Annotated in this window: 17 protein-coding genes; 8 read left to right on the forward strand and 9 right to left on the reverse strand. The window is 67.7% G+C overall.

Annotated features, from left to right (window positions below; translation table 11 throughout):
* Nucleotides 1-241: 241 nt before the first annotated feature.
* The 3 genes from pbpC to DFO50_RS10895 all read right to left on the reverse strand — a co-directional run bounded on the left by pbpC (nt 242) and on the right by DFO50_RS10895 (nt 9,130).
* Nucleotides 242-2,416 (reverse strand): penicillin-binding protein 1C, encoded by a 2,175-nt coding sequence (gene pbpC, locus DFO50_RS10885; protein WP_233495240.1) that lies wholly within the window; start codon nt 2,414-2,416, stop codon nt 242-244.
* Nucleotides 2,413-8,106: an alpha-2-macroglobulin gene (locus tag DFO50_RS10890; protein ID WP_112692500.1), complete on the reverse strand. Its 5,694-nt coding sequence runs from the start codon at nt 8,104-8,106 to the stop codon at nt 2,413-2,415. The genes pbpC and DFO50_RS10890 overlap by 4 nt, the downstream gene beginning before the upstream one ends.
* Before the next feature lie 241 nt (nt 8,107-8,347).
* Nucleotides 8,348-9,130 (reverse strand): acetoin reductase, encoded by a 783-nt coding sequence (locus tag DFO50_RS10895; protein ID WP_036386144.1) that lies wholly within the window; start codon nt 9,128-9,130, stop codon nt 8,348-8,350.
* Nucleotides 9,131-9,466: 336 nt separating this feature from the next.
* Between DFO50_RS10895 and DFO50_RS10900 the strand changes: the two genes are divergently transcribed.
* Nucleotides 9,467-10,786, forward strand: coding sequence for a methyl-accepting chemotaxis protein (locus DFO50_RS10900; protein WP_028499563.1), 1,320 nt, complete (start codon nt 9,467-9,469; stop codon nt 10,784-10,786).
* Between the two features lie 6 nt (nt 10,787-10,792).
* Here DFO50_RS10900 and DFO50_RS10905 read toward each other — a convergent pair whose 3' ends face one another.
* From DFO50_RS10905 to DFO50_RS10925, 5 genes are read right to left on the reverse strand one after another with little or no spacing between them, the layout of a single operon-like run.
* Nucleotides 10,793-12,895, reverse strand: a complete 2,103-nt coding sequence (locus DFO50_RS10905; RefSeq protein WP_112692501.1) for a TonB-dependent receptor domain-containing protein — start codon at nt 12,893-12,895, stop codon at nt 10,793-10,795.
* A gap of 30 nt (nt 12,896-12,925) precedes the next feature.
* Nucleotides 12,926-13,366, reverse strand: coding sequence for a CopD family copper resistance protein (locus tag DFO50_RS10910; RefSeq protein WP_028499565.1), 441 nt, complete (start codon nt 13,364-13,366; stop codon nt 12,926-12,928).
* Nucleotides 13,363-14,064 carry an ATP-binding cassette domain-containing protein gene (locus DFO50_RS10915; RefSeq protein WP_112692502.1) on the reverse strand — a complete coding sequence of 234 codons (702 nt, stop codon included), beginning with the start codon at nt 14,062-14,064 and terminating at the stop codon, nt 13,363-13,365. The genes DFO50_RS10910 and DFO50_RS10915 overlap by 4 nt, the downstream gene beginning before the upstream one ends.
* Nucleotides 14,057-14,839, reverse strand: coding sequence for an ABC transporter permease (locus DFO50_RS10920; RefSeq protein ID WP_028499567.1), 783 nt, complete (start codon nt 14,837-14,839; stop codon nt 14,057-14,059). Before DFO50_RS10920 ends, DFO50_RS10915 begins: the two co-directional genes overlap by 8 nt.
* Entirely contained in the window at nt 14,836-15,831 is a 996-nt protein-coding gene (locus tag DFO50_RS10925; protein WP_051528916.1) for an ABC transporter substrate-binding protein, read from the reverse strand. Before DFO50_RS10925 ends, DFO50_RS10920 begins: the two co-directional genes overlap by 4 nt.
* 65 nt (nt 15,832-15,896) lie before the next feature.
* Here DFO50_RS10925 and DFO50_RS10930 point away from each other — a divergent pair, with 65 nt between their 5' ends.
* From DFO50_RS10930 to DFO50_RS10945, 4 genes are all read left to right on the forward strand, one after another.
* Complete coding sequence (locus DFO50_RS10930) at nt 15,897-16,592, forward strand: Crp/Fnr family transcriptional regulator (protein WP_199489807.1); 696 nt, start codon at nt 15,897-15,899, stop codon at nt 16,590-16,592.
* A gap of 152 nt (nt 16,593-16,744) precedes the next feature.
* Nucleotides 16,745-17,020 (forward strand): PepSY domain-containing protein, encoded by a 276-nt coding sequence (locus DFO50_RS10935; RefSeq protein WP_028499570.1) that lies wholly within the window; start codon nt 16,745-16,747, stop codon nt 17,018-17,020.
* A 108-nt stretch (nt 17,021-17,128) separates the two neighbouring features.
* Nucleotides 17,129-17,788 carry a response regulator gene (locus tag DFO50_RS10940; RefSeq protein ID WP_028499571.1) on the forward strand — a complete coding sequence of 220 codons (660 nt, stop codon included), beginning with the start codon at nt 17,129-17,131 and terminating at the stop codon, nt 17,786-17,788.
* Nucleotides 17,785-19,152: an ATP-binding protein gene (locus tag DFO50_RS10945; protein ID WP_112692505.1), complete on the forward strand. Its 1,368-nt coding sequence runs from the start codon at nt 17,785-17,787 to the stop codon at nt 19,150-19,152. Before DFO50_RS10940 ends, DFO50_RS10945 begins: the two co-directional genes overlap by 4 nt.
* Here the strand turns inward: DFO50_RS10945 and DFO50_RS10950 are convergent.
* Nucleotides 19,149-19,610, reverse strand: coding sequence for a histidine phosphatase family protein (locus DFO50_RS10950; protein WP_233495241.1), 462 nt, complete (start codon nt 19,608-19,610; stop codon nt 19,149-19,151). The genes DFO50_RS10945 and DFO50_RS10950 overlap by 4 nt on opposite strands.
* Before the next feature lie 110 nt (nt 19,611-19,720).
* Between DFO50_RS10950 and DFO50_RS10955 the strand changes: the two genes are divergently transcribed.
* From DFO50_RS10955 to DFO50_RS10965, 3 genes are read left to right on the forward strand one after another with little or no spacing between them, the layout of a single operon-like run.
* Nucleotides 19,721-20,224: a chorismate lyase gene (locus DFO50_RS10955; protein ID WP_158537438.1), complete on the forward strand. Its 504-nt coding sequence runs from the start codon at nt 19,721-19,723 to the stop codon at nt 20,222-20,224.
* Nucleotides 20,221-21,081: a 4-hydroxybenzoate octaprenyltransferase gene (gene ubiA, locus DFO50_RS10960; protein WP_028499575.1), complete on the forward strand. Its 861-nt coding sequence runs from the start codon at nt 20,221-20,223 to the stop codon at nt 21,079-21,081. The genes DFO50_RS10955 and ubiA overlap by 4 nt, the downstream gene beginning before the upstream one ends.
* Nucleotides 21,068-21,631, forward strand: coding sequence for an N-acetyltransferase (locus DFO50_RS10965; RefSeq protein WP_036386150.1), 564 nt, complete (start codon nt 21,068-21,070; stop codon nt 21,629-21,631). The genes ubiA and DFO50_RS10965 overlap by 14 nt, the downstream gene beginning before the upstream one ends.
* Nucleotide 21,632 lies beyond the last annotated feature (1 nt).

Below are 21,632 nucleotides of genomic sequence, written 5' to 3' on the forward strand. Positions count from 1 at the left end.
GTCCACGAAGAATGGACGAGCGAAGCGAGGTTTCCCCGCGGCGGCGGGGACGGAAGAGGCAGGGTTCAATCAGGCAGGCTGCCGTGTTCACGACAGTTTCTGTCAGTCGGGCGTGCACCGACGCCACTGCAACCGTCTGTGCCCACCTTCATGAGCAGTCTGAAACCTGTTGGTCAACAGGCTTGCGGGTCTGCCGTGGTCGGGAAGCACACCCAGTGCGATCGCCCTGGCGATGCCGGCATCACGTCCCCTTCCTGACCGTCCCCGCTTTCAGAAACGCCCCGCGCACTTCGAACCGTACCTGCTCGATCACCTGCTGACGGTCGCGCAGCTGCAGCACGTGGCGCCCGGGCATCGGGAACCAGGCCAGCGTCGCCCCGCTGCCGAGCAGCCTGCCATCCAGCCACCACTGCGGCCGGGCAATGCCGCTGGCGCGAAACACCACGCGCTGGTTCTGCGGCGGGATGTCCGGGTCCAGCGCATAGATCGCACCATCGACCGGATTGCCGATGCCGCGCGTGCGGCTGCGGCGGTCATCATCGGCCGCGTAGATCATGTCGCGCGCGGTACCGGGCAGGAAGTATTCGCGATGGGCGACTTCGACGTTCCGCTCGAAGCGCACCTGGCGTCGCTCCACCCCGGCTGGCGGTGCCGGCGGGCGTGACGGTACGCCATCGTGCAGCCGGTTCATCAGTGCCAGCCAGACCGGCGCCGCACCGTGCATGCCGGACACGTCCCACATCGGCGCACCACTGGCATTGCCGACCCACACCCCGACCGTGTAGCGGCGCGAGTAGCCCACCGCCCAGTTGTCGCGCATGTCCTTGCTGGTACCGGTCTTCACCGCACTCCAGAAGCGGGTGGCCAGCGCACTTTCCAGACCGAAGGTGCGGGCCCGCGCGGTGCGGTCGGACAGAATGTCGCTGATGATGAAGCTGCTGCGCGCATCCAGCTGCCGGGCCGGCGCCGGCCGGGGGTCCCTGACCTGCCAGCGCAGCGGACTGCCGAGTCCCCCGGTCGCCAGCGTGCGATAGGCATTGACCAGCTCCAGCAGCCGGACATCGGCAGAGCCCAGCGCCAGGCTGTAACCGTAGTAGTCGCCGGACTCGGACAGGCTGCTCAGGCCGAGGTCGTACAGACGCTGGCGCAGCCGGTTCGGCGTGACCATCTCGATGGTGCGGACCGCCGGCGTATTCAGCGACGAGGCCAGCGCGGTACGGACCGAAACCGGCCCCTTGAAATCCTTTTCGTAGTTCTGCGGCGCATACAGGCCGCTGCTTGTCCGCAGGTCGAGCGGGCTGTCGTTCAGCAGCGACGCCGCCGTCAGCCAGCGCCCTTCCAGCGCGATCTGGTACAGGAACGGCTTCAGCGTCGAGCCGGCCTGGCGCAGGGCGGTCACGCCATCGACCGCGCCGGCCCGCGACAGATCGCCACTGGAACCGACCCAGGCCAGAATGTCGCCGCTGGCATTGTCCAGCACCAGCAGCGCCCCATCCTCGACATTGCGCTGGCGCAGATCGGCCAGCTGCCGGCGCAGGACACGGGTGGCGAAACGCTGCAGATCGCCGTCCAGCGTGGTGCGAACGGTGCTGCCGGCCGCCTGCGGCGACCGCGCCAGCAATTTGCGGGCGAAATGCGGCGCCAGTTGCTCGCCGCGCAGATAGTCATTGCCGTGCCGCGCCAGCGCAAAGCGGGTTTCGGCATCGATCCGGGCGCAGTCCTGCGCCTTTGTGCCGACGCGGCCCATGTCGCGCAGAATGCCGCAGGCGCGCTGCGCGACCCGGTCCGGACTGGCATTCGGGGCGCGGATCAGCGCCACGGCGATCGCGGATTCGTGGGCATTCAGCCCTGACGGCGACTTGTCGAACATCGACGCCGCCAGCGCATCCAGACCGACGATCTCGCCCCGGAAACTGACCAGATTCAGGTATGCCTCGAGGATCTGCGCCTTGCTCCAGCGGCGTTCCAGCCACTGTGAACTGACCCCCTGCCCGACTTTCTGCACCAGCGAGCGCCGCTGCGCGCCGCGCCGCAGATCGTCGTCCAGCAGGCCGACCAGCTGCATGGTCAGTGTCGAGGCGCCACGCGTGCGCTGGTTCCACAGATAGCCCCAGCTGGCGGCGGCCACCGCCGACCAGTCCACCCCGCTGTGCTGATAGAAGCGGCGGTCCTCCGACATCACCAGCGCCTGGCGCATGGCCGGCGAGATGTCGGTCAGCGTGACCCAGTCCAGCCGGCGCACCCGCGCATCGACCCGCATGCGCTGCAGCGGCTGGCCGTTACGATCCATCAGGGCCACGTCGGACGAACGCCAGCCGGCCTTGACCTGCTGAAAGTCCGGCATTGCCTGCACAGCCGGCGCGATGATCAGCGCGGCCAGCAGCGCCAGCCCGCGCCCGGTTCCGGCCAGCCTCACGGCTTCGCCTTTACCGTGAACGGCGGATTCGGCGCCGCACCGAACACGTCCGGCGCATACAGCGCCTCCACCCGGGTCGGCGGCAGCCGGAACACGCCGGCATTGTTCAGCCGCATGCTGTACTCGACGCTGAAGCCGCCGCGCGGCACGTACTGGTAGTAGGCGCGATAGCCGGCAAAGCGTCGCTCGACATAGGCCGGCCACGCGTCACCGCTCTGCTGTTCGCCCTGGGTGGCGATCTGCGAATCGCGGCCCATGCCGCTGCCGAGAATGCTGGCACCGGCCGGCACCGGGTCGTCGACCACCACCCAGGTCATGCCGGCCTGGGCGCTGATGTCCAGTTTCACCCGCAGCACATCGCCGCGCGAATACTGGCCGGACACGCTCTGCTGCACCGGCGTGATGGTTTTTTTGACACGGTAGCCGGCCGCCTGCGGCGCCCCCAGCGGCACGGCCGCCAGCACCTGCACCGTCGCCCATGGCGCACCGCTGCCCTGCTGGGCCAGCGTCAGCGAGGCCTGACCGCGTCCCGGCCACGGCAGCATCACCGCTGCCGGCTGCGGCGTGGTCCAGGGCACGGCCCGCTTGCCGGCGCCCAGCGCCAGCTGCACCTGACCGGTCACCGGCCGGGTTTCGAACTGGCTGCCGAACCGCTTCACCGCCAGCGTGCCCCAGGCATTGGCATTGGTGGTCCACCAGGCGCCCTTCTGCTGCCGCGCCAGCAATCCGGTCAGCAGCCGTGGCACATCGTCCTTCCAGCCCGGCACCTTGCTGGCGACCAGCAGCAGCCGCGCCGCATTGACGTCGGCGTTGCCCATCAGCCACCACCAGTAGTCATCACGTTCGGTGGAGAACACCAGCCGCGTGCCCTGATAGGTCAGCCGGCTGCGCAGGATCTGTTCGGCCTGATGCAGCTTGCCGTCACGGTCGGCCACATCGGGCAGGCGCTGCAGCAGCGACAGCCAGTCGATCAGCATCGCCGTCGACCAGCTGTTCGGCTGGATGGTCACGGTATCGAGCTGACGCGCCCGGGCACGGTCGTAGCGTGACAGCGCTTCCAGCGCCGCCAGCCGGCGTGCATCGCCGGAATCGCGCGGCATCCACAGATCACGCCGCAACTGCCCTTCGACAAACCGGGTCAGCCCGGTCAGCATGCGCTCGCGCGCCGCATCGGGAATCGTCCAGCCGGCTTCGTTCGATACCGACAGCAGATAGGCGGTCAGCGTGTCGCTGCCACTGGCGCGGCTGCCTTCCTGGGACGGGAAGTACTGCGCCAGCCCGTCGCCGTCCAGATAGGTCGGCAGCTCGGCCATGATCGCGTCCCAGCGCGCCTTGTCGTCCAGGCCGATGGCGATCGACGAACGCTGTTCGAGGCAGGTGAACGGATAGCGCCGGAACCAGTCGCGCACCGACGGCAGTTCGTCGGCCAGCCGCGCCTGCAACTGCACCGAGACGCCACCGCGGCCCGGCTCGGCCCCCGGCGGCAGGCCGACCGGGATCGCCAGTTCACCATCCAGCTGGCGCAGCGTGGCCTGCTGCACCGTGACCGGCGTGGCCGCTTCGACCTGCTGGCTGAAGGCCAGCCGGTCCTGCGCGTGTTCACCCCCCTGCTCCTTCGCCGTCAGCGTCCACGGCAGGGTGGTGATGCCGGCCGGCACCACCACATTCCATTTGACCTCGCGTGCCTCGCCGGCCGGGATCTGCACCGTCTGCGCAGCCAGTGCCGGCAGGCCGGGCGCCTGTGCCTCCACTACCGTTTTCATCGCCCGGCCGGAGCCGTTGCGCACGGTGATGCCGGCCTCGACCCGGTCGCCGGATCGCGCCAGCGGCGGAATGCCGGCGGTGATCTGCAGGTCCTGGGTCACGGTAATGGTGGCCGATCCGGTGCCGAAGTACGCCGAGCCGGCGTCGGCGATCGCCACCAGCCGGAAACGGGTCAGCGCATCGTTCAGCGGTACGCTGACGGTGGCGCTGCCGGTCCGGTCCAGCACCACCCGCGGCTGCCAGGTCAGCAGGGTATCCAGCAGCTCGCGCGTCGGCGCAAAGCCGCCGCCGCCGCCCGGCTCGAGCGCCTTGCGACCGAAGTGGCGCTTGCCGACCACCTGCAATTGCGCGGTCGAGGTCTCCACGCCATAACTGCGTCGCTGCAGCATGGCGTCCAGCAGATTCCAGCTGGTGTTCGGCTGCAGTTCCAGCAAGGCCTCGTCCACCGCCGCGAACGCCACTTCGGTGCCGGCCGGAACCGGCTGGCCGTTCGGCAGCTTGACCTGGACCCTGACCGTCGCCGTCTTGCGGATCGAATATACCGGCTTGTCCGGCGTCACCGTCACCGCCAGCTGGTGGCCGGCGCTGCCGACGGTGATTTCCGCCAGCCCGTATTTGAAGGCCGGTCGCGACAGGTCCACCATGGCGGTCGGCGCCTGGTATTCGCCGCCCTCGTTGCGGAAGGCATCCCACCAGTCGCGCGGCGTCTTCCAGCCCCAGGTAAAGAACGAATACCACGGCACCTCACGCACGCGGCCACGCACGGCCAGCACCGACACATAGACGTTCGGCGCCCAGTCCGGCCCGATCTTCAGCTCGAAAGACGGGTCCTTGCCGCTGAGTTCGATCACCCGGGTCTCGATCACGCCCTCGCGCTCGATGGCCAGCAGCGCCGTCGCCTTGCGGAACGGCATCCGCACCTGGAAGCGGGCGGTATCGCCCGGCTGGTAGCGCTTCTGTTCCGGCAGCACGTCGATGCGGTCATTGTTGTCGACGTCGAACCACATCTCGTCGCGGTTGCTGACCCAGATGCGCTGCGCGGCACGGGCGCTGTGGCTGTTGCCGTCATCGGCCTCGGCGATCAGCTCGATGCTGCCTTCCCGGGCCAGTTCGATCTCGCAGAACATCAATCCACGGCGGTCGGTCTTGCCATCGCAGACCTGGCCCAGATCCTTGCTGGTTTCCTGATGGTCATACGCATAGAAACCGCCGACCAGCCGTTTGCGGGTCGACAGGTATTCATGCTGGCGCGCCCTGACGCTGACCGTGCGGTTGGCCACCGGCTGCCCGCGGGTATCCAGCACCACTGCCTTCAGGCTGACCCGCTTGCCGGCTGCGACCCAGTCGTCGACCGCCAGCCCGACGCGCACGCCGGCCGGCCACAGCGTGACCGTGCGCGACAGCGTCTGCACTTCGCCGTTCGGGTCGCTGTAGGTCGCCTCCATCACCATGTCGTATGGCCGGTCGAGCTTCGGCAGCTCGCGCACGGCGGTCTGGCCATTGCCATTGCCGTCGAGGGTGAAAGCGGACTTGTCCAGCACCACCTTGCCGTCCAGCGACTTCTGCGGTTCGCCGCGCGCACTTTCCGGTGCGGCGAAACTGAAATTGTCATAGCCGTCGGCCTGGTCGTAGCGTGCGCGCAGCATCGCGCTGACTTCCACCGGCAGGCCTTTGGCCGGCCCCCCGGTGCCGTAGGCCATCGACACCCGCACCGGTACCCGGCCCGGCGCAATGGTGGTCTTCGGATCGGTGCCCAGCTGGCCCCGCATGACCGGCAGGCGGAACTCCTCGACCCGGAAGCGGCCGGTGTACAGGGTGATGCCGTCCAGATCGATACTGGCAGGACGGGTGTCGCCCGACTGGCGGGTCGGCTTGCGCGTCAGCGTCACCGAGTACATGCCAAGCCTGGCCGCCTTCGGCAGGGCAAAGCTCGATTCGGCATGGCGCCCGCCGCGCCAGCTCAGCGGGAAACGGTACTCCTCGCCGCTGCCCTCATGGGTCACGGTCATCTGGTCCGGCAACTGCCCGGCCTTCGGCAATGCCAGACCGCGAGCGGTCTCGACGCGCAGGAAATGCTTCATCGACACCGTTTCGCCGGCACGGAACAGCGGCCGGTCGAATACGGTGCTGGCGCGCACGGTCGGCTGCGGCGTGGTGTCGGTCGGCACCGGGAAGCGCCACGGCTCGATCCCCTGGTTCCAGCCGGAACGCACGAAGGACACGTCCTCGCGGCCCTGCGCATCCTTCTTGCGCGCAGTGACAAACAGCCCGTACAGCCCGCCGTCCGGGCAGCGCCCGGCTTCATCCAGCGGCTGGTCGATGCGGGCCACGCCCTGCGCATCGGTCTTGCCCTGCCACAACAGCTCGCGGCGGCAGTCGTAGACCGACACCCGCGCGTCGGCCACCGGCCGGGCGCGGTCGAGCGTGGTCACCCACACCGCCGCATTGTCCCGCCCGCGCTTCAGGTGCACGCCAAGATTGGTCACCAGCATCGCGGTGCGCACATACATCGGCGCGTCCTCGGCCAGCAGCGACTTGCCGAGCAGGCGCGATTTCAGTTCGACCACGTGCAGGCCCGGTTCGCGCGCCGGAATGCCAACCACCGAGAACGGCCACTTGCCGCTCTTGTCCTGCACCATCGGCACCTGCATCGCCTGCACGCCGTGCTGCCCCTGCAGCAGGCTCAGGCGGCGGGTCTCCACCGGCTTGCCGCGCACCAGGGTCGTCGTCTCGTGCCAGTGTTCGACCCGGGCCAGCCAGTCCATCATCGAGCGGTCGTCGGTCACGGTCAGGTTGTTGGCACCAACCTGGATCTGGCGGACATCGAGGCCGGCCTCCACGTCGCGCAGCGTGACCGCGATGGCCGGGTCGGCATTCAGTTCGACAATGCCGAACGGTGCGGCGGCGAACTTGGCCAGCGGCGGTGCCGAGGCGGTGGAGAACGCGAGCGGGAACGAGGCCCGGTTGTCCAGCGTGCGACCGCTGTCATCCCTGAAGCCATCCGGCAGCGTCAGGGTAAACGCGGCATTGGGCGGGAACGGCGGCTTGAAGCTGACCTCGTAGACCGTGCTTTCGGTTTCGCGACCGAAATCCGGCTTGCGCTCGCCGTTCGGCGTCCGCAGCCGGATCTGCTCGGCCAGCTTGCGCGTGACCGGCGCCGAGAAATGCAGCGTGACCGGACGCAGCGGAATGCATGCTGCCTTTGCGCTTTCGCGCTTGCAGGTGAACGAGGCATTGAAGGCCTCGCGCACCGGGTACTCCAGCGTCTGCCGCTCGGCGCTGCCCGGACGCGTCAGCACCAGCTTGACCCGCTTGCCGGCCGGCAGGCGCTGGCCGCAGCTGACCGCGTCGACATTGGCCGCCTGCTGCTGCCAGCCCAGGTGCCTGATCAGCGCATTGCGGTCAGCAGCGGCGACACGCCGGGCCGGCAGCCGTTCCGGCGATCCCTCGACCTGGCAGAACATCGGTACTGGAGCCGCGACCCGGCCATTGAAGCGCAGGGCAAAGGTCTGGTCCTCGTCGATGGTGCCGCCGTTGTACGGTGCGCTTTCCACCACCGCCAGCGGGCCGGTGGAAAAGCGGAACTGGCGCTGGCCGCTGATTGCCTCACCGGCCAGCGTGGTCAGCGCCGGCCTGACACTGAAGCGGCACGTGGTCGCCGCCGGCACCCCGTGCGGGAAGTCCATGACCCACGAACGATCGTCGATCCAGTGGCCGTTGCCCTTCTGCGCGCAGTCGATGTCGAACGGCGCCGGCGCGGACACATTGCCCATGCGGATCATCGGTGCGGAAAACGTCGCCCGCACCTGCTGGATCTCGCGCACCTCGTTCTGCGGGGAGAAGGACAACACGCTCGCGGCCATCGACCACGGCGAAGCCAGGGCGATGGCGAGCAGGGCGAGGGTATGGGTGGTTTTCAGTTTCATGACGATCGGCAGGCAAGGACGAAGAAAAGGGGCAAAACAGCGGTCGACAGCCCCGAAAGGGCAGCGCATGCGGACGGAATCGACAACTGCCGTTACCTTACCTGTTTAGCCTGTTTGCTGATACCGCCCGGCAAATACATGAAAAAGCCCCGCGCAAGCGGGGCTCAGACTGTCCACACACTCCGCGACGACGAACGGGCGGGCGTAGCAGGGTTGCCGGGAAACGGTACCGGTGGCCGCCTTAGCGGTACACCAGCCCGCCGTCGATCATCGGCGCCTGACCGGTCATGTAATCGGCGTCCGGACCGGCCAGATAGGACACGAAGGCGGCCACGTCGTCCGGCGTCTCGGCACGGCCGAGCGCGATGCCTTCGACGAACTTGCGATAGGTCGCGCCCGGCTCGGCACCGGTGGCTTCGACCATGCCCTTGTCGATCTCGACCCACATGTCGGTGCCGACCACGCCCGGGCAGTAGGCATTGACGGTGATGCCGGACGAGGCAAGTTCCTTGGCCGCCGCCTGGGTCAGCGCGCGAATGGCGAACTTGGTCGCGGAATAGACGCCGAGCAGCGCATAGCCCTCATGGCCGGCGATCGACGAGGCATTGATGATCTTGCCCTTGTGCCCGCGCGCCCTGAACTTCTTCGCCGCCGCCTGGATGCCCCACAGCACACCGTCGACATTGATCCTGAAAATGCGCTCGGTTTCCGCCGGCGTGACATCCAGCAGCGCCCTGACCTGGGCGATGCCGGCGTTGTTGACCATGATGTCGAAGCCGCCGAGCGTCTTCTCGGCATGCTCCACCGCCGCGTACACCTGATCGCGGTCACCGACATCGGCCACGAAAGTCGTGGCCTTGCGTCCGAGCGCCGCCACTTCGGCCGCCACGGCGGCCATCTTGTCCTGGTGCAGGTCGACGATGGCGATATCCGCGCCATCCTTCGCCAGCCGCAAGGCAATGGCACGGCCGATTCCCTGACCAGCCCCGGTAACCAGGGCCACTTTTCCATCAATGGTACGCATGATGTTTCCTTCCGGATGTGGGTAATACGGTGGATCCGTATCCGATTCTGCTCCGTTTTCCGGCACGAGGGTTTGCCCTGCGACATCAGAACGGCTCCCGGCAGCTCGACTTGCGGACCCGCGGAGTAAAATGACGGCGGCAAGCCGGTCTGCCCCCGGCCAGGCTTTCCCTGCAACGGCGGGGCATGCCAGGCGAGAATCTCTGTCAAGTATTTGTACCTGAACACAATATTTGTGTCATAAGCACGCCAGACTACACGTTTGCCCTGCCGTTGCCCGCCCGGACCGGAGGGAAAAACATATACGCCATCAAGCCCGTATGAAAAGACGACTGCAATGTTCAACAACAAACTGAAGCAGGCCTGCGCAGCGCTACAGCAGCAGGTCGATGAGCAGGCTGCGATCATGCAGGCGCTGGACCGCGCCTCGGCCATCATCACCTTCGATCCCGACACCACGGTGCTGAGCGCCAACGCCAATTTCCTGCGCACGCTCGGTTATCGGGACAGCGAAGAAGTCGTGGGCAGGAAACATGCGACCTTCTGCCTGCCGGAAGACGCCGCCAGCCCGGCCTACCGGCAGTTCTGGGAGCGGCTCAAGCGTGGCGAATCCTTCAGCGGCCGGGTACGGCGCAAGGCCGCCGACGGCCGCATCGTCTGGCTGGAAGCCAGTTACAACCCGATCCTGGACCCGACCGGCAGGGTGGTCCGCTACATGAAATTCGCCACCGACATCACCGCCAGCGTCGATGCCGAGGCGGTCATGCAGGCCAAGCTGAATGCCATCGATCGCGCGATGGCGGTGATCGAATTCGCGCCGGACGGCCTGATCCGCGATGCCAACGACAACTTCCTGAACGTGATGGGCTACCGGCTGGACGACATCCGGGGCAAGCACCACCGGCTGTTCTGCGAAGACGAATTCACGGCCAGCGCCGAATACCAGGCGTTCTGGCACAACCTGGCCAGCGGCAAGCTGTTCAGCGGGCAGATCAAGCGCATTGCCCGCGACGGCACGCCGCGCTGGCTGGAAGCCAGCTACAACCCGGTATTCGGCAGCGATGGCCGCACGGTCATCTCGGTGATCAAGTTCGCCAGCGACGTGACGGCCAACGTGCTCCAGCAACAGCAGGAAAGCGAGAGTGCGCGCTTCGCCTACCGCGTGTCGCAGGACACGCTGTCGATGTCCAATTCCGCCGTCGACTCGATCCGCCTGAATGTCGACGAGATCCAGAAGATGGCAGACAGCATTGGTCAGGCCGGCGAGAACGTGCAGGCGCTCGGCGCCCGTTCCGGCCAGATCACATCAATCGTGCAGACCATCAGGGACATCGCCGACCAGACCAATCTGCTGGCACTGAACGCGGCCATCGAAGCCGCGCGTGCCGGCGAAACCGGCCGCGGCTTCGCCGTAGTCGCCGACGAGGTGCGCAAGCTGGCCGAGCGCACCGCTTCGTCGACCGCCGAGATCGGTGCCATGGTGTCCGAGATCCAGCAACGGACCCGGACCGCCGTCAGCCATATGGAACAGGTCCAGGCGCAGGTCGGCCAGAGCGTGTCGCTGACCGAGGCCACCGGCGCCACCATGAACCGGATCAGCGAAGGCGCCCGCTCGGTCGTCGACGCCATCGGTCAGTACGCGACACTGAAGGCCTGATCGGCATCAGAAGCGGTAACCGAGCCCGGCCGACACGCTGAAGCCGTTGCCGGGCAGGAAGCCCGGCTGGGCGGCGGTTGCCTTGTTGCGGATTGCGTAGCTGCTGGCGTAGCGCTCGTCGGTAATATTGTCCAGTTGCAGGAACAGGCTGAGCTGTTTGTTGCGGCGATAGTCGACCTTGAAGCCGAGCAGTGCATACGGGTCCTGATAGATCGACGACGTATTGGCATGGTCGGTCGGTGTCGCCTGCGGCAGCCAGCGCACATTCGGGCCGAAGCGCCAGTCGCCGGTCCGGTACAGCAGTTCGGCGCTGATCAGATGGCGCGGCACGCCGGCGATCTGATTGCCGGCGAATTCGCCGCCGCGAAAACGGAAATCGCTGTAGGTCCACGCCAGCCGGTAATCGATGGCGCCGCTGGCCGTCACCGGCAGCGAGCCGTTCAGCCCGGCCTCGATCCCCTGGTGGCGGGTACCGCCGGCATAGTTGTAGGTGCCGACCCTGATGCCGTAGCCGTCGGTGGTCGAGATCAGTTCGTCATCGACATCGCTGTAATACGCCGTCAGCGACCCGTTCAGCCGGCCGGCCAGCAGCTCGGCCTCGGTGCCGATCTCGAACGTGGTCGCCTTCTGTACCCCGAGTTTGACCAGTTCCGCGCGGGCGCCGGCCGGATTCTGCGGCGACACTTCACCACTGACGATTTCCCAGTAGGTCGGTGCCTCGTTGCTGCGGCTGATATTCGCGTAGCCGCGCAGGCCCGGCCTCGGCGTCCAGTTCAGGCCGATTTTTGGCGTGGCATAGTCCCAGGACTGGTCCAGCGACGAGCCGTCGTCGCGGCTGCGCGCATCCCGCACCACATGACTCCACTTGACCTCGCCGACCAGTTGCCAGTCCGGTGCGAACTGCCAGCCGAGCCCGGCCAGCGCCTCGCGGTTTTCCGCCTGCAGCGCATAGTTGCCGAAACGCTGCATCGGCTGGCCGGTCTTCGGGCTGGTCGCATACAGCTCGCGGTCCATGTCGCTGCGCGACCACGCCAGCGCCAGCCGGTAATCGAGCTGCCGCCACTTGCCGTCCAGCGTCCACTGCGCGCCGACCGTCTCGCTGTCGGTCACGGTGGTGCTGGTCTGGTTGTTGAAGCGGTCGTCCGTATTCTGCCAGTACACGCCAAACCCCTGCCGCAGTGCGTCGTCTCCCCATTGCGAACGGTTGGCCAGCCGCAGCTGGCGCGCGGCACGGCGCGGGTCGCGGCTGTACACATTCAGCAGCTTGTCCTGCGCGGTATTGCCGTCCCCCATGACGCCGCGCGGATTGCTGTCGATGCGGTCCCTGGGCACCACGGTCGGGATATCGAACTGCAGGTCGGTCCACGACAGATAGCTGCGGTTCTCGAAGCGGTCGCCAAGACGGAAGCCGGTATTGGCCTGCACACTGCTGCGCGTCGATCCCGAGTGATGGCGGTAGCCGTCGTAGTTGTCGGCGCTGACGCTGAGGCGGCCGTCGAGCTGCTCGCCCTGCCCGCCGACGGCAGCCTGCAGCGCCTGGCGGCCAAAACTGCCGCCTTCCAGCCGCAACTGCCCGCGCCCGTCCGCGCCGGTCATCGACTGGAAGTCCAGCTCGCCGCCGAGCGTGGTCGCCCCCGGCGTCGTCGCGTTGGCGCCGCGCCGGGCGGTAATGAATGCACTGTTGCGCGGTTCGAGCAGGCCGATGATGAATGACCCGTCGGCCTCGTTCAGTGGCAGCCCGTCCTGCAGCAGCAGCACGCCGCGATTGACCGGATTGCTCTGGATGCCGGAACCGCGAATGCTCAGCCGGGGCTGGTCCGCGCCGCCGAAAAAGTCCTGGATGATGATGCCCGGCTGGTAGTCGAGCGCATCGCGCAGCGTCGCCAGCCGGGTTTCCTGCTGTGGCTCGGCCAGATTGGTACCACCAGGCACGCGGGCCAGTTTCGCGCGGGCCTGCCCGGCCGTCGGCGCCAGCGGCACGGCCTGTCCTTGCCGGTCGGACACGACCACCGGCGTCAGCACGACTTCGTCATCGGCGAGGGCGGCCGCCGGCAGGGCAGCGGCGATCGCCAGGCCCAGCAGCGGGCGTTGGAACGCATTCGGGAACATCGGAACTCTCTTTCAGGATGGGGGCGCCGCTCAGCCGTGCACGTAGAACATGCTTTTGGCGAGCAGCACGATGGCGACCATGTGACAGAACACGCTGAGGTGGAGACGGCGGAAGCGGACCGAACTCATCTGTCCGCACCCGCGCCAGCGCATGGCGAGCAGGAAGTGGCCGAACACGCTCAGCGCCAGGGCGATCTTCAGCGCCAGCAGCGTGCCGAAGCCGCCGGCGAGCGGCGTCATCAGCGCTGCGCGGTGATGCCAGCCAAGGCCGAGGCCGGCGCTGAACAGCACCAGCAGCACCCACGGCATCAGCGAGCGGGCACGGGCGGAGATCGCCTGTTCCAGCTCGCGCATCGACGCCGCCGGCATTCGCCTGCGCACGCCTTCCAGGATCAGGACTTCGAAAAACACCGTGCCGATGAAGATCAGCGCGGCAAACAGGTGCAGGATCAGCAGGACGGGATAAGTCATCGGGACAACACTCCGGGGTGGACAAGGGCGGCATGCAGGGCGGCGGCAACCTGGTCGCGGGACTGGCCGGGACGGCGGTCGTCAATATCGAACCGGCGCAGCGAGCCGGCATCGAGCAAGGCGCAGCGGTCGACCAGCCCGACCAGTTCGTCCGGGTGGTGGCTGACGCAGATCAGCGCCGCGCGGGTCTGCGCCAGCAAGGAACGGCAGACCTCGCCGAGTGACGCGCGCAGGCCCGGATCGAGCGCGCTGAACGGCTCGTCGAGCAGCAGCAGGTCCGGCTCCAGCGCAAAGGCCCGGGCCAGTGCCGCCCGTTGCGCCATGCCACCGGACAACTGCCCGGGCCAGGCATCGGCCTGTGCGCCCAGCCCGACCCGCTCCAGCCACTCGCCGGCCCGCCGGCGCGCCTCGGTGGCACCACAGCCGGCGGCGCGCAGCGGAATTTCCACATTGGCGCGCACGCGCCGCCAGGGCAGCAGCCGCGGTTCCTGGAACACCAGCAGCGGGTGGACAAAGTCATTGCGATAGCCGCCCTGCGACGGCGCCAGCAGCCCGGCCGCCAGTTTCAGCAGCGAACTCTTGCCACTGCCGCTGACACCGAGCAGGCCGAGGTGTTCGCCGGGACGCAGTTGCAGATCAACACCATCGACAATGCGGCGACCGCCGCGATCGATGGATACCCCGCGCAGTTCAAGCATGGTTTGCCTCCTGCCAGCGGGTCAGCCGACGCTGCAGCGGTTGCTGCACGCTGAATTCGAGGACCGCCACCAGCAGCAGCAACAGCAGCGCCCATGCATACAGCTCGCCGCTGTCGAAAGTGCTGCGGGCATTGGCCAGCGCAAAGCCGGCGCCGCTGTCGGCGCCGAGCACCTCGGCCATCACCACCACCCGCACACCACCGCAGGTGGCAATCAGCAGCGCGGCGGTCAGCGGCGCAGCCAGATGCGGGACATACAGGTGCCAGAGCCGCTGCCACGGCCGCAGCCGGTAGACCGCAGCCATTTCGACCAGTGCCGGGTCGAGCATCTGCATGCCCCTGACCGTATTCACATACATGCCGGGCGCGACCATCAGCGTGGCGATAAACACCACCATGGCCGAGCCGAGGCCGAACCACAGCATGGCCAGCACCACCACGACCACCGGCGGCACCGCCATCAGCAACCAGCGCAGCGGTTCGAGCAGGCCGCGCAGCCGTGGTGACAGACCGGCCAGCAGGCCGAGCGCAAAGCCGGCTCCCGCGCCAAGCCCGACGCCGGCGGCGATGCGCAGCAGGCTGGCGCCGGCCTGGGCATGAAAATCATCGCTGTGCAGCAAGCGCCACAGCGCGGCCAGCGTCTGCAGCGGCGTCGCCATCAGCAGCGGCCCCAGCCGGATCGCGGCCAGTTGCCACAGCAGCAACAGCAGCGCCCCACCGGCCAGCGCCCAGATCCGCGACGTTCGCCGCGAGACGGCAAGACGGGGCGCGCTCATGGTCCGTAGAACCCGACGTCGGGCAGGCGGCCGCCGATCGCCTGCGGGTGCTTGTCGGCAATCAGCCGGTACAGCGCTTCCAGTTGCGGACGGACTTCGCTGGCCGGGCGGCTGTCGAGCCGGGTGACCCGGATCGACGCCTCGATGGCGGCGACCGGCAGTTGCGGCAGATGGCGATGCGTCAGTTCGGCGCAGGCACGCGGCTGTGCCGAGCACCAGCGGGCCGAGGCCGCGTACGCGTGTTCGACCGCACGCGACAGCGCCAGGTCCGGTGCGCGGCGTGAACTGGCCATCAGCCCGGCCTGCGGCAGCGCCGGCTGGCCCGGAAAGGCCTCGCGCCACGCCGAAGCCAGACTTTGCGAGCGGTACAGCGGCGCACCGCCGGCCCGGGCATTGCGCCATAGCAGCAGCGACGCCATCGGCTCGCCGAGCACGGCGTGGTCGGCCTGTCCGGCCAGCATCAGCGCGACCGCATCCTGCATGTCGCGGGTGCGCCGCAGCGTGACCTTGCCGGCCACGTGCTCCGCCCGCAGCACTTCGTCGAGCAGAATGGCCGGCAGATCGCGCGAGAACGACGTCAGCAGCACCTTGCCGGACAGGTCGGCATAGCGCCTGACCTGCGGGTCGCGGCTGACCAGCCACAGCTGGCCCCATACCGAAATGTTCAGCAGCCGGACCGGCTCGCCGCGATTGGCCAGCAGTGCCGGCAGATTGGCCGGCGCAGCGGTGTAGTCGACCTGGCCATTGGCCAGCAGCACGCGCAACTGGTCGGGGTTCTGCCACAGCCGGAACGTCACCCGGTCCGCATGGGATTTCAGTGCCCCGCTGTCGATCATGTGCAGCAGCGGGAAGCTGACCACCGATGCCGGCCCGGCCAGTGTCAGCGGCGGGCGCGTCTCCGCCGCACCGGCGGTGCCGGCCAGCAGCAGACACAGCGCGGCCGCGGCATGCCGGGCCGTATTGATTGATTTGATAATACGAATTATTCTCATGCTGTCATTTTCGCTGCATGAGACCCACACCCCCAATGACATATGTCATGACGCAGGAAAAACGCATGCCGGACGTCCCGTCCCTCCCCCTGCTGTCCGGGCACCCGCTGTTTCGCAGCCAGCCGGCCACCGTGCTCGATGCACTGGTCCTCGGCGCGTCGGTGCGGCGGGTGGCGGCGGGCGGACAGCTGTTTCGCGAGGGGGACCCGGCCGGTCATTACTATCTGGTCATCAGCGGCAGCGTCGAGATGCTGCGCTATGGCCAGGATGGCGAAGAGCGGGTATTCCGCCTGTACGAGCGCGGCCAGCTGGTCGCCATCGCGGCAATGTTCATGGCCCATGCGCGCTATCCGATGAATGCGCGCGCACGCACCGACCTGGCCGTCCACCGGCTGTCGCGCGCCGCGCTGCACCGGGTCTGCGCGGCCCATCCTGATATCGCCATGCGCCTGCTCGAAGTGGTCAGCCAGCAGCTGTACCAGCATGTGAACCAGGTGGACTGGCTGACCGGCAGCTCGGCATCGCAGCGGCTGGCGGCCTACCTGCTCGACCTGCCGCGCACGGCGGACAGTACCGCGGTCCAGCTGCCGCTGAGCCAGCGCCAGCTGGCCGCCCATCTCGGCGTTCGTGCCGAAACCCTGAGCCGGCTGCTGTCCGAATGGACCCAGCGCGGTCTGGTTCGCGGACGGCAACGCACCTGGGCGCTGTGCGACATCGTGCCGCTGCAGCGGCTTGCAAGTGCATCGTCGCGCCCCTTCTGAACGAACCACTGGTCAGGCAATGCAGCCTGCTAAGACGCGTTTAAGTCATGACGGATGTAATGGTCGGGCTTTTTCAGACGGTTGACGCCGACCCCGATGGTGAAACCGGCCAACCGTCTGGCCCGCTGAATGCCGAACCTGGAGTTGCCGTCATGCGTCGCATCCTGATCTGTATGCCGCTGCTGTTGGCCGGCGCCGCCGTACACGCCGCGCCGCCCACGCCGTCCCCCTGCACTGATGCCCCTCGCGCCCAGTGGCTGAGTGATGAACAGTTGCTCAGCGAGGTCAAGCGCATGGGCTACAAGCTCAAGCGCTACGAACAGGAACGCCAGTGCGTCGAAGTCGAGGGCTGGGACCGCAATGGCCAGCGCGTCGCACTGCGTGTCGACCCGGCCACCGCCCGCATCGTGCAGACTACGTTCAAGTAGCGCCTCACCCCCTCTTTTCCCCGGGTCGGTCATCAACCGGCCTTTTTTATTTTTTGCCGGCTGCGACCGCGTTACCATTCCGCCGGAACCCTTATCGGAGTCAAGGTCATGAGAGTGCTGCTGGTTGAAGACGATCCCCTGCTCGGCGACGGGCTGGAAGCCGGTTTGCGCCAATCCGGTTTCAATGTCGACTGGATGAAGGACGGTGCCGCCGCCCGTGCCGCCATGGCCGCCGCGCCGTATGATGCCGTGGTGCTGGATCTGGGCCTGCCGCGCGTGTCCGGGCTGGACGTGCTGTCCGACTGGCGCCGCCAGCAGGTGATGACGCCGGTGCTGATCCTGACCGCGCGCGATGCGGTCGAGGACCGCATCAAGGGCCTCGACGCCGGTGCCGACGACTATCTGGTCAAGCCGTTTGCCCTCGGCGAGCTGGTGGCCCGGCTGCGCGCGCTGATCCGCCGCTCGCACGGCCGCGCCAATCCGGTGTTCGAGCACGGGACGCTGATCCTCGACCCGAATGCGCGCACCGTCAGCCAGGACGGCCGGGCGGTCGAGCTGACCGCCAAGGAATTCCAGCTGCTGGAACTGTTCCTTGAAAACAAGAACCGCGTACTGCCGCGCGCGCTGCTCGAAGAAAAGCTGTACGGCTGGGCCCAGGAACTGGACAGCAATGCGCTGGAGGTCCACGTCCACCACCTGCGCAAGAAACTCGGCAGCCAGCTGATCCGTACCGTGCGCGGGGTCGGCTACCAGTTGGGCGAGGCATGAAGGTCGGCAGGCTGCGCGGCGTCCCGTCGCTGAAGCGACGGCTGCTGACGGCATTCCTGATCCTGCTGCCTGCGGCGTGGATGGTCAGCGCCGTCATCAACTACCGTGCCGCCTCGCTGGCGGTCAACGAACTGTTCGATACCGAGCAGGCGTTCTTCGCCCAGATCCTGGCCTCGGTCAATCTCGAGGCCCGCGCCCAGGGCTACAAGATCCGCCCGACGCTGCCGCGCACGCTGCACGAACTGTTCGATGACGGCGACGAAGAGGAAATGGACGCCGATATCGCCTTTCAGCTGCGCAACGGCGCCGGCGAAATCATCATCGCCGACATCAACCAGACCGAACTGCCGTTCAGCCGCGACTACAAGGGCTTTTACAACGTCCGCATCGACAACCGCGAATGGCGGCTGTTCTACCTGCACGACCGGAACAACGACGCGTTCGCCCTGGTCGGCCAGCGCATGAAAACCCGCAACAAGCTGGTCAGCCGGCTGGTGCTCGGCCAGATGATGCCGTGGCTGATGGCATTGCCGGCGCTGCTGGTGCTGATGTGGTGGGGGGTGCGCCGCAGCCTGCGCCCGGTCGACCGGCTGGCGCGCGACGTGCGCGAGCGCGCCCCTGACAATCTGGCGCCGATCGCCGCACCGGTGCCGGCCGAAGTCGGTCCGCTGGTGGTCGCACTGAACCGGCTGTTCGCCCGGCTGGAAACCACGCTCGCCAACGAGCGCCGCTTTACCGCCGATGCCGCACACGAGTTGCGCACGCCGCTGGCCGCGCTGCGCGTACAGCTGGAAGTGGCGATGATGGCCGGTGACGACGTGTCACGCCGGCGCGCGCTGGCCAAGGTCATGAGCGGCATCGATCGCGCCACGCGGCTGATCGAGCAACTGCTGACACTGGCCCGGCTCGACCACCTGGCCGCGGCCGATCGACGTCCGGCCGACCTGGCACTGTGCGCGCGACGCGCGGTCGTGCTGTGCGCCGACGCCGCCGACACCCGCGCCATCACGCTGACGGCACCGGCCGAGGGCGTGATCTGGCCACTGGCCGGCGACGAAGGCATGCTGGAAATCCTGCTGCGCAACCTGATCGACAACGCCATCCGCTACACCCCGCCGGGCGGCGAGGTATGGGTCGAATGCGACGCGGCCGCGCTGTCGGTCTGCGACAACGGCCCCGGCGTCGCGCCGGAATGGCTGGAACGGGTCAAGGAACGCTTCTCGCGACCGGAAGGCCAGCAGGCCAGCGGCAGCGGGCTCGGCCTGTCGATCGCCGAGCGCATCGCCGAGCTGCACGGGCTGAAGCTGACGCTGGACAACCGCCCCGGCGGCGGCTTCATCGCCAGACTGAGCCGGGTCGGCTAGCCATCAAGCAGCGACGGCATCATCACCGTCCGCAGCAGGATCTGCCCGTCGCCCTGGCGCTGGCGGCGGGCGAACCACCATGCCGCGCCCTTCTTGATCGTCAGCATGGTCGGCGTGCCGGTCAGCAGCTGCGAGGCTACCTGGCCGATCCACGGCTGATGGCCGACCACCACCAGTGACTCGCCGCATTCCGGCCAGCCGATGGCCGACAGCACGCGTTCCCACGGCTGGTCCGGATTCAGTTCCGGCAACACTTGCGCATGCTTGCCCAGATGCGCGGCCGTCTGTTGCGAGCGGCGCGCCTCGCTGACAAAAATCCGCACCCGGTCCGGCAGGCGCGGCCGCAGCCACTCCGCCATCGATGCTGCCTGCACCTGTCCGCGGCGCGTCAGCGCCCGGTTCAGGTCCGGACTGCCGTCTTCGGCTTCGGCATGTCGCCACAGCACCAGTTCGATCATGGTCGTATCCTTGTTGCAAATCCGGGCCCCCATTGTCGCAGACTGTCGCCTGCAGGCAAAAAATCGCCGCCAATACCGATCCGGGGCGAGGTATTTGGCATAATGCAGGGATGACTTCGCTTCCCGACTGGCAGTCCGCCGTTCCGGCCGACTGCGCCTATCCGGACTGGCTCAGCGAGCAGGGCTCGCTGACCGCCCGCCTGCTCGCCACCGGCCATGCATTCGCTGTCGAACTGCAGGCGCTGGAGGCCACCGTTCCGCGCGCCGACGAGGCGGCCTGTCTGGGCATCGCCAGCGACAGCGTCGTGCTGATGCGCCAGGTCCGGCTGACGCTGGATGGCGTGGCGGTGATTGCCGCCCGCAGCCTGTCGGCGGATGACGGCTGGCGTGCCGTGCTGGACCGCGGCGGCCGCTCGCTCGGCTATTCGCTGTTCGGCGACGACAACGACATTCTTCGCGGCCCGCTCGAATACGCGACCCTGTCCGCCGGCCAGGCGCTGCACCCCGGCGATGGGCCGTCACTGTTTGCACGTCGATCGTCCTTTGTCCGCCACGGCGGGCGGCTGCTGGTGCAGGAGGTTTTCCTGCCCGCCCTGACCGGGTTCCTGCCATGAATCGCGAACGCCTGATTACTTACAGCCAGTTGATGCGGATCGACAAGCCGATCGGCACCTTCCTGCTGCTGTGGCCGACGTGGTGGGCATTGTGGATCGCCTCCGGCGGCGTGCCGCCGCTGCCGGTGCTGGCGATCTTCACCCTCGGCACCTTCCTGATGCGCTCGGCCGGCTGCGTGGTCAACGACTACGCCGACCGCGATTTCGACGGCGCCGTCGACCGGACCCGCCAGCGCCCGTTTCCGCGTGGCGCGGTCAGCAAGAAGGAAGCCCTGCTGCTGGCCGCCGGTCTGGCACTGCTGGCCGGGCTGCTGATCCTGCCGCTGAACCACCTGACCTGGGCCATGAGTCTGCCGGCGCTGTTCCTTGCCGTCAGCTACCCGTTCACCAAGCGCTTCTTCGCCGTGCCGCAAGCCTATCTCGGCCTGGCATTCGGCTTCGGCATCCCGATGGCCTTCGCCGCGATCCAGGACACCATTCCGCTGGTGGCCTGGTGGATGTTCGTCGCCAATGCCTTCTGGACCGTGGCCTACGACACCTGCTATGCCATCACCGACCGCCCGGACGACCTGAAGATCGGCATCAAGACCTCGGCCATTACCTTCGGCCGGCACGATGTGCTCGCCGTCGGCATCTGCCATGCGACCTTCCTGCTGCTGATGGCACTGCTGGGGCCGCAGCTGGGCATGGGCTGGCCGTATCTGGCCGGGCTGGTGGTGGCCGCCGTGCTGATCGGCATCCAGATGGGGCAGATCCGTGGCCGCGACCGCGCGGTGTGCTTCAAGGTATTCCTCGACAACAACCGGGTCGGGCTGGCGATCTTCGTCGGCATCGTCATCGACTATGCGCTGCGCTGACCTGCACCTGCGCGCGGCCGTTGCCGCAGATGCCGCCGCCATTGCCCGCATCCATACCGAGAGCTGGCAGCTGGACTATCGCGACATCCTCAAGCATGCGTATCTGGATGACGAGGCGCCGGCCGAACGGCTGGCGCTGTGGTTGAGCCGGATGGGCGGCGATGCACCGCCACGGGTGCTGCTGGCGGAAAGCGCCGATGGGGTCGCGCTCGGTTTTGTCTGCGTATTTCCCGATGTCGACAGCCGTTTCGGCGCCCTGCTCGACAATCTGCACGTCGCACCGGCCGCCCGTGGCCGCGGCATCGGCCGCCGGCTGCTGGCCGAGGCCTGCCGCGAACTGCGCACGTACGGCCAGTCCGGCGGCATGCACCTGTGGGTCTACGCGGCCAATCGCAGTGCCAGCGGCTTCTTCCGCCGCTATGGCGGCAGCGAGGTCACGCGGGAAACCATCGTCACGCCGGATGGCGGCACCACCATCTCGCTGTGCTATCACTGGCCGAACCTGGACATGCTGGCGGCGGATACCGGCGCGCGCGACAGCGGCAAATAGC

The organism is Microvirgula sp. AG722, assembly GCF_003269145.1.
GTDB lineage: Bacteria > Pseudomonadota > Gammaproteobacteria > Burkholderiales > Aquaspirillaceae > Microvirgula > Microvirgula aerodenitrificans.

Excerpts from the sequence above, each read along its gene's own strand:
- DFO50_RS10890 (WP_112692500.1), bottom strand. The coding sequence starts at position 8,106 with ATGAAACTGAAAACCACCCATACCCTCGCCCTGCTCGCCATCGCCCTG.
- DFO50_RS10895 (WP_036386144.1), bottom strand. The coding sequence starts at position 9,130 with ATGCGTACCATTGATGGAAAAGTGGCCCTGGTTACCGGGGCTGGTCAG.
- DFO50_RS10900 (WP_028499563.1), top strand. The coding sequence starts at position 9,467 with ATGTTCAACAACAAACTGAAGCAGGCCTGCGCAGCGCTACAGCAGCAG.
- DFO50_RS10905 (WP_112692501.1), bottom strand. The coding sequence starts at position 12,895 with ATGTTCCCGAATGCGTTCCAACGCCCGCTGCTGGGCCTGGCGATCGCC.
- DFO50_RS10910 (WP_028499565.1), bottom strand. The coding sequence starts at position 13,366 with ATGACTTATCCCGTCCTGCTGATCCTGCACCTGTTTGCCGCGCTGATC.
- DFO50_RS10915 (WP_112692502.1), bottom strand. The coding sequence starts at position 14,064 with ATGCTTGAACTGCGCGGGGTATCCATCGATCGCGGCGGTCGCCGCATT.
- DFO50_RS10920 (WP_028499567.1), bottom strand. The coding sequence starts at position 14,839 with ATGAGCGCGCCCCGTCTTGCCGTCTCGCGGCGAACGTCGCGGATCTGG.
- DFO50_RS10925 (WP_051528916.1), bottom strand. The coding sequence starts at position 15,831 with ATGAGAATAATTCGTATTATCAAATCAATCAATACGGCCCGGCATGCC.
- DFO50_RS10930 (WP_199489807.1), top strand. The coding sequence starts at position 15,897 with ATGCCGGACGTCCCGTCCCTCCCCCTGCTGTCCGGGCACCCGCTGTTT.
- DFO50_RS10935 (WP_028499570.1), top strand. The coding sequence starts at position 16,745 with ATGCGTCGCATCCTGATCTGTATGCCGCTGCTGTTGGCCGGCGCCGCC.
- DFO50_RS10940 (WP_028499571.1), top strand. The coding sequence starts at position 17,129 with ATGAGAGTGCTGCTGGTTGAAGACGATCCCCTGCTCGGCGACGGGCTG.
- DFO50_RS10945 (WP_112692505.1), top strand. The coding sequence starts at position 17,785 with ATGAAGGTCGGCAGGCTGCGCGGCGTCCCGTCGCTGAAGCGACGGCTG.
- DFO50_RS10950 (WP_233495241.1), bottom strand. The coding sequence starts at position 19,610 with ATGATCGAACTGGTGCTGTGGCGACATGCCGAAGCCGAAGACGGCAGT.
- DFO50_RS10955 (WP_158537438.1), top strand. The coding sequence starts at position 19,721 with ATGACTTCGCTTCCCGACTGGCAGTCCGCCGTTCCGGCCGACTGCGCC.
- ubiA (WP_028499575.1), top strand. The coding sequence starts at position 20,221 with ATGAATCGCGAACGCCTGATTACTTACAGCCAGTTGATGCGGATCGAC.
- DFO50_RS10965 (WP_036386150.1), top strand. The coding sequence starts at position 21,068 with ATGCGCTGCGCTGACCTGCACCTGCGCGCGGCCGTTGCCGCAGATGCC.